Here is a 5,993-nt window from a genome sequence, read left to right on the forward strand (position 1 = left end):
ATATACCCAGCCTTCGCAGCCACAGCCGAGGCGGCGGGCGAAAGCCCACCGCCCGTTCCAGCGCCGGGCGGCCCGCGTCGATCAGGTGCCAGCCGGGATCGGCGGCCGGGGTATCGCGCGTGCTGTTGGCCGCCAGGGTCACCGCCATGTCGGCAAGCTGCATCTCGCTCCGGCCACTACCGCGCGACAGCTCCTCAACTGCACTGCGGTAGAGGTTGCGGCTGGCGAAATCCATGCGGGCATGGCCGGGATGGCGGCGCAGATGCGCTTCAACGAGGCTGACATCCTCGAACAGCGTGCTCCAGTCGGTGGCGGACAAGCCTCGAAAGGCGGTGATGATGTTGCGCAGCGTCACGTTCGACGCGCCTAGCCGTTCCTGCGCATGGCGCACAACGCTGTCGACTGAGGCACCCTGTGTCGCCAATCGCTCCGAGAGCCAGCCCACTGCGGGGGTCACGTCAGGGTCCAGCAGTCGCAGCCGTCCGGCCAACTGAGCCGCGAACAATTCCGACATTGGGTTCGCAATTGCACCGGACAGCAGGTCGGGATGCCCCCCTCCCGGCGCCAGGATACGGTCGGCCAGTTGATCCGCACGGCTGCGGTCCTGCCGGCCCAGGGCCATCTGGTCGGTCAGACGGCGTAGGTTCTCGACCAGAACGATGCGCAAGGTGATGGCAACGGCCCATAATTCGCCGATCGTCAAGGGCTGGACCGTTTGATAGGCGATTAGGAAGCGGCGCAGTGTCTCGGCATCGAAGTGGCTGTCCGTATGCGCAACAAAAGCCCAAGCAATCCCGAAGACGCGGGGGTAGCCTGCAAATGGCCCCGACTGCAGTTTCGGCAGCAGCCGGTAGTAGCCGGGCGGCAGGTCAACGCGGATCTCGCGGATCTGCGCTTCGACCAGATGATAGTTGTCCAAAAGCCAGTCCGCTGCGGGGACCGTCGGTCGCCCGCTCGCGGCATCGTCTGCGTTGTCGTGATATGCCTGACGCAGCGCTCGCGCGTTGTCCGCCAGGCGCTTGTGGAGCGACGAGACCTTTGGCGGAGACGCAATAACGGTCTGACGCGCCGCAAGCGTCATGGCATGCTGTTCCAGCCGCTCGAGGCTGAACAATTCCGACCTGATGGGAGTAGCATCGGACCACAGCGGCCCGGGACTGACAGCTTGATCGAACATGTGCAAAAACATTCCTTGAGAACCAGCCTGAAAGACCGGAAGGAGCAAGATGAGCGGTTGGAGAGTACTGGCATTAGTGGCACTGGCCGGTATCAACGCCAGCTCAGCTGACGATCGAGAGTCAACTTCGTAGATGCATCATGACATGCGCAGGTTTTGGCGCAGGTCAAAAAACTAAATTGATCGAAAATAATATTTAAGACGATAGAGAACCAGGCATCCACACCAACGGGATCAAAGCTTCCGGACGCGCTTGCGCGCTGGCTTACCGATCATTTCAGTTTTTACCCTCGCTTCTTTAATCAAGCGAGCCTCACGCAATCTAGAGGTCTTTTCTTCTGCGACGACTTTGCTTGCATCGATCTCTTCGAATACCCGGTGGCGCGTATTGCGGAGAGTTCTGGTAATTTTAAAGGCATCTTCTGCCTGTTGACGCTGACGGGTATTTCTCTCGATCATTGTAGTTCCTTCCCCTCTGATAGAAATGCATCAAAATTAAAATTCTATCGCGGCTGCATGGGACGCATTAAGGCGCGTACGTCGTTTTGTCCCCGCATAGAAGCTAGTGCTGAGGGATGTACAAGACGGAACGATTGCCTTCAGAAGCGGGAAAAGCGGCGGAAATACCGCCGCTTTTTATGCCTTTAATGCTTATCGCTTAGACAGACTGTCGTGTGGTCTTTGCGAACCACCTTCAGATTGCATGTCGCCTTTGGATTTCGCATCTTCCGTGGCCTGGTCTTGCTTTTCACCCTTCACCCGATCGAGCATCGGTTCACGCTTCGGAGCCGAGCGATTGGTGCGAACGTAATTGTCGAGGGTTGTTTTTTCGGCACCCATTATCGGGTCCTCCATAATGCAACCAAGAAATTCCTGCCTGCATAAGTTAGATAGGGTGCAAGACGTCAATTTGCTACCAGCGTTGGTCTTTCTTTTGCCCGGCACGTCACTGATCTACATCAGCACATCTATGGTGAAACCCTGCTAAAAAAATAAGGCTCTCGTTTGACGAGAGGTGTGGTGTAAGTTCTGAGTTAAGGGCGTGAGGCTTGTCCGGCGGCGGCCGCTTAGCCCTCACGTCACTTTTGCTCACGTGACGTTGGCAAGCCATAAGTCGCCTTTGCGTTTTCAAACCCTGCCTGCAAAAATCCAATGAGGCCTTCTTCCAAGGAGAACTTGATGTACATGCGATCTTTCACGTCGGTTATCGTCTTCAAGCATCCGTTCGTTCTTCGTGGATCCCCAGACGAGTTTCCTGCCGGGCAATACAAGTTGCTGGTTGAAGAAGAACTGCTTGATGGCCTCAGTTTTCCAGCATTCCGGGAGGCAGCTGCTTTCCTGCTGATCTATGGTCCGAGCGCAGGATCGGGACCAAGGGAGATGCGACGCACGACACAGGCAGACGTGCGGGCCGCATTGGAGAATGACACGGAAATGGCAACTAAGGCAGGCGGGCTTGACGTTATGCCGTCTGTGAGCCGAGACATCAGGAACGGCACCAGGTCGGCGTCTCAGGTGCAGGACGGCCGGACAGTGGAACAGCGAGTAGAGCAGTGGATCAACACACTGACGTCGCCATTGCCGCACTAGCCTCCTGATCAGCGCTACTGGTCGACTTGCTCGCGAAGCTGGTGCCGACGCTATTATGGCCGCCGCAATAGCGGTAAAGACTGGTCGAGATAGGTGTCGTCAAAACCGGCCATTCTGGCTAACTGATCATAATCGTGGAAGCAGACATGATTGTCGCGGAAAGTCGCAAGTTTCCGTTCGCGCAGAGAGCGCAGCACCCGGTTCACGTGAACAGCGCTCAGCCCAAGCGCATCCGCCAGATGATACTGGGTCAAAGGACAGTCAAATCCCTCGCGGTTCCCAAGGCCGACCAGCGCCAGCCTGGAACATAACTCCAGCAGAAAATGCGCGACACGCGCGTCTGCGGCGCGGCGACCAACCCCGACGAGATGCTCTACCAGCATAGCCTCATCGCGGGAGGCAGCCCAAAGAACTGCAGCTGCAAGCCGAGGCGCCTGCTCGAACGCGACGATCAGATCACTTGCCGACACCTCTGCCGCTTCGCAGTCGACGATCGGCTCGAAGCTGTGATCTGACGTCCGCAGGAGCACGCTGCGCAGACCTAAAAAATCTCCTGGTATCTGGAAGTCGATGATCTGGCGCGAGCCGTCCGCTTGGATCTTGTAGGAGCAGACCCAGCCTGAAGCGAGGATATAGGCGGCGTGCTGCGATTGACCTTGCCGCACCAGGTCCCGCCCTGCGACGAAGCAACGTCTGCGCTGGTGCAGGGCTGCAAGAATAGAAAGCTCATCGCCAGAAAGGACCACAAATGCCCCAAGCTTCCGGCTCAGGGGGTTGCTATCGCAAGGATCCATGGTGTCCTCCTGTTAGACCTTTGCGTTGCAGCAGATATTTTCGCAAAGGCGGCTTTTGATCGGTCTGGGCCGTCAGAGCTGATGCTGGTTTGTTGGACACTCACGCATTGGCCGTTGGCACTGGCAGCATTGGTCGCGGCGAGAGGTGACTGTCCGGAAATGTTGCTCGAACGTGAGATAAGTGCGGACATTGGCCTTGAAGAGTGTGCGCAGACCTGTTCGACATGGGACGGCACTGGCGAAGTGGATGCGTCGTGCAGAACAAAAAAGGTGCGGACAGCTAAGCCCGCACCCTTCAGTGCATCAGAGACGCGATGTACGTCTGTTTGCGATGGACTGAATGGCAAAAGCCTCGGCCTGCGTGGCCCCCATGCCTAGATCTCGACTGACCACGTAAAGGGCTAAAACGTCGCGCGCATCGCGGGCATCATCGATGGAGCCAGAGGAAGCGATCTGCGGTGCCTTTGTCATTTGGCCACCTTCAGTGCCGCGCCGACCAGTGAAATCTTCGTGCTCGGAGCGGCCGCGATTACCTTCGGCGCTTCCTTCTTGGGCTTTTTCTCATCGCGTTTTCGCTTGTTCATGCCCTTGGCCATGTTCTGGCTCCTGTATAGCCGCCGGAATTTCGAAGGACTCGGCACCCTAGACCTTTCACAGCGAATAGATACGTAATTCGACGAAGGGAGCATGGCCCCCACGGACCAATTTAACCACCCAATGCCACCAGTCCGAAGGCTTTGTGGCATGTGGTTCGGCTCCGCGGCCGACCTAGCCGAAGGGGCGTCGGCCTTCTTCACCGACGCCGCCGCGCCACTGCGGAACCCGGATCACGCGCATCTGCACTCAGCCTCGATCGGCTTCCTTTGGACCAATGTGTCGAATGCGAAAAAGGGTCGCATGGTGATCGGCACGGCCGAGCCGGGCGCACCGCAGGGGGCGATGGGCAAATGGGGCCGCGCCAAGGCCACGCTGCAGGTGACGGACTGGTTCGGAATAGTCCCTGACTTCATTATCACCCTCGACGCCAACTGGTGGCTACAGGCTTCCGACGCAGAGGCCTATGCGCTGATCGAGCACGAGCTTTATCATCGCGCCCAAGACAGGGACGAGTACGGCGCGCCGAAGTTCAATCGGCAGACCGGGCGGCCTGTCTTTACAATGCGTGGGTACGACATCGAGGAATTCATTGGTGTGGTGCGGCACTATGGGGCCGATGCGGCCGGGATATGTGCGCTAATCGAGGCTGCCGAGGCCGAGCCGGAAATTGCAGCCGTGGGCATCGCGCAATGCTGCGGGACCTGCAGGGGAGCGACCTAGTCGGCAACAAGGCCAATCTTGTCACGGGCCTTGTCGTACAGGGCTTGCGCCTTGGCCAGCTGACGCCTCGCTGTGGCAACTTCTGCGTCCGGGGCATTCTGCCTACAGCAGGTGTCATACGCATCTGCAGCCTTCTTTAGTTCGTCGATTGCGTGGCGCCATTCGGGATAAGCAGGATGTTCTTCGACTGGCATGGCTGGTCCTTTCCAACTGAGGCTATCGCATCATGGCACAAACCGAGTTGAACACCGAGATCCGAACATTCATCGTCCAGTCTCTCGCCTGCTTTAATGGATTGGCAAACAGCGCCAAAATCTCCAATGCCCTGCCGCAAAGAAGGCCAACTTGCTTGCGGTAATCCTTCTCTGCCAGATCATACTTGCGTGCTATCATCGAAACCATTCACACCCTCTAATGTGATACCCCACACAAAGATGATGACTTCTATGTTCCTTTAAGGAGCAAAGCGCGGTGGATGAATCATCGGCAGAGAGAGGCTCCCTAAGCATGCGGTATTAATAATGGCGCATATGCAGGGCAGTAAGGTCCTATTGGAACTTCGTCTGCCTCCCGACCCATAGTTGCGATGCCTGATCGCTCCGGATAATCCCCTACGAGCAGGTGGCTGCTGGAGGCCTGGTATGATTGGCGATAAGGGGATGCTTTGTGACTGACGAAATTTCTGTCGGGCACTCTGTCAGGATGCGGGTCAAAAACGCCTTGGAGAAGGCCGCCTATCAGGAGCGCAGGCTTTTTGATGCGGATACCCAGCCATACACCCTGCAGGAACGCCACGAGGCCGAAGCGCTTCACGCCGAGATCGCCAGTCTTGTCGCACGTGCGGACACCTTTAACCGCATGGTCATCGATCGCCTGTCTAAGGAGGCTGAGGACAATGCAGAGAAGCTGGAGCAACTGAGGCGTTTCCGGAGTGCAGGGCGCATCAAGGTTGAGTTTGCCCCATTTTAGTTATCGGTTTCTGGCAACATAAATAGGGCTGCATCAACGCAGGGTACATCGACGTAGGGGATGGTGCTGCGTCTGACCAGCGGCACCGCGATGGACGAGGATGCCCGGGCGGTCGAGATGGCCCTGAAGCTTCTGACCGTCATCCG

General features: G+C 57.6%; 10 protein-coding genes and 1 pseudogene. 3 read left to right on the forward strand and 8 right to left on the reverse strand.

Annotated elements, in window-relative coordinates; translation table 11 throughout:
- The 3 genes and pseudogenes from ACFQDM_RS15385 to ACFQDM_RS15395 all read right to left on the reverse strand — a co-directional run.
- Positions 1–1,177, reverse strand: a pseudogene (locus tag ACFQDM_RS15385) (glycosyl transferase); the annotation flags it as partial.
- 234 nt (positions 1,178–1,411) lie between these two features.
- Positions 1,412–1,636, reverse strand: coding sequence for a hypothetical protein (locus ACFQDM_RS15390; RefSeq protein WP_252928920.1), 225 nt, complete (start codon positions 1,634–1,636; stop codon positions 1,412–1,414).
- A 192-nt stretch (positions 1,637–1,828) separates the two neighbouring features.
- Entirely contained in the window at positions 1,829–2,017 is a 189-nt protein-coding gene (locus tag ACFQDM_RS15395; protein WP_252928919.1) for a hypothetical protein, read from the reverse strand.
- Positions 2,018–2,356: 339 nt separating this feature from the next.
- On the opposite strand from ACFQDM_RS15395, the gene ACFQDM_RS15400 reads away from it, so the two are divergent.
- Positions 2,357–2,767: a hypothetical protein gene (locus tag ACFQDM_RS15400; RefSeq protein ID WP_377380548.1), complete on the forward strand. Its 411-nt coding sequence runs from the start codon at positions 2,357–2,359 to the stop codon at positions 2,765–2,767.
- 53 nt (positions 2,768–2,820) lie between these two features.
- On the opposite strand, the gene ACFQDM_RS15405 is transcribed toward ACFQDM_RS15400, so the two are convergent.
- The 3 genes from ACFQDM_RS15405 to ACFQDM_RS15415 all read right to left on the reverse strand — a co-directional run bounded on the left by ACFQDM_RS15405 (position 2,821) and on the right by ACFQDM_RS15415 (position 4,157).
- On the reverse strand, positions 2,821–3,561 hold the full coding sequence (locus ACFQDM_RS15405) for a Crp/Fnr family transcriptional regulator (protein ID WP_377380550.1): 741 nt from the start codon (positions 3,559–3,561) through the stop codon (positions 2,821–2,823).
- Positions 3,562–3,864: 303 nt separating this feature from the next.
- Positions 3,865–4,032: a hypothetical protein gene (locus tag ACFQDM_RS15410; RefSeq protein ID WP_252928914.1), complete on the reverse strand. Its 168-nt coding sequence runs from the start codon at positions 4,030–4,032 to the stop codon at positions 3,865–3,867.
- Positions 4,029–4,157, reverse strand: coding sequence for a hypothetical protein (locus tag ACFQDM_RS15415; RefSeq protein ID WP_256480605.1), 129 nt, complete (start codon positions 4,155–4,157; stop codon positions 4,029–4,031). The genes ACFQDM_RS15410 and ACFQDM_RS15415 overlap by 4 nt, the downstream gene beginning before the upstream one ends.
- A 148-nt stretch (positions 4,158–4,305) precedes the next feature.
- Between ACFQDM_RS15415 and ACFQDM_RS15420 the strand changes: the two genes are divergently transcribed.
- Positions 4,306–4,878: a putative metallopeptidase gene (locus tag ACFQDM_RS15420; RefSeq protein WP_377380553.1), complete on the forward strand. Its 573-nt coding sequence runs from the start codon at positions 4,306–4,308 to the stop codon at positions 4,876–4,878.
- Here ACFQDM_RS15420 and ACFQDM_RS15425 read toward each other — a convergent pair.
- Positions 4,875–5,072 (reverse strand): hypothetical protein, encoded by a 198-nt coding sequence (locus ACFQDM_RS15425; protein ID WP_252928911.1) that lies wholly within the window; start codon positions 5,070–5,072, stop codon positions 4,875–4,877. The two genes, ACFQDM_RS15420 and ACFQDM_RS15425, sit on opposite strands and share 4 nt — an antisense overlap.
- A 22-nt stretch (positions 5,073–5,094) precedes the next feature.
- Positions 5,095–5,280 (reverse strand): hypothetical protein, encoded by a 186-nt coding sequence (locus ACFQDM_RS15430; RefSeq protein WP_377380555.1) that lies wholly within the window; start codon positions 5,278–5,280, stop codon positions 5,095–5,097.
- Positions 5,281–5,544: 264 nt separating this feature from the next.
- Here ACFQDM_RS15430 and ACFQDM_RS15435 point away from each other — a divergent pair, with 264 nt between their 5' ends.
- On the forward strand, positions 5,545–5,847 hold the full coding sequence (locus tag ACFQDM_RS15435; protein ID WP_347919589.1) for a hypothetical protein: 303 nt from the start codon (positions 5,545–5,547) through the stop codon (positions 5,845–5,847).
- The last annotated feature ends 146 nt before the right edge of the window (positions 5,848–5,993 follow it).

Origin of the sequence: Ponticaulis profundi, from assembly GCF_042659465.1 — a bacterium.
GTDB lineage: Bacteria > Pseudomonadota > Alphaproteobacteria > Caulobacterales > Hyphomonadaceae > Ponticaulis > Ponticaulis profundi.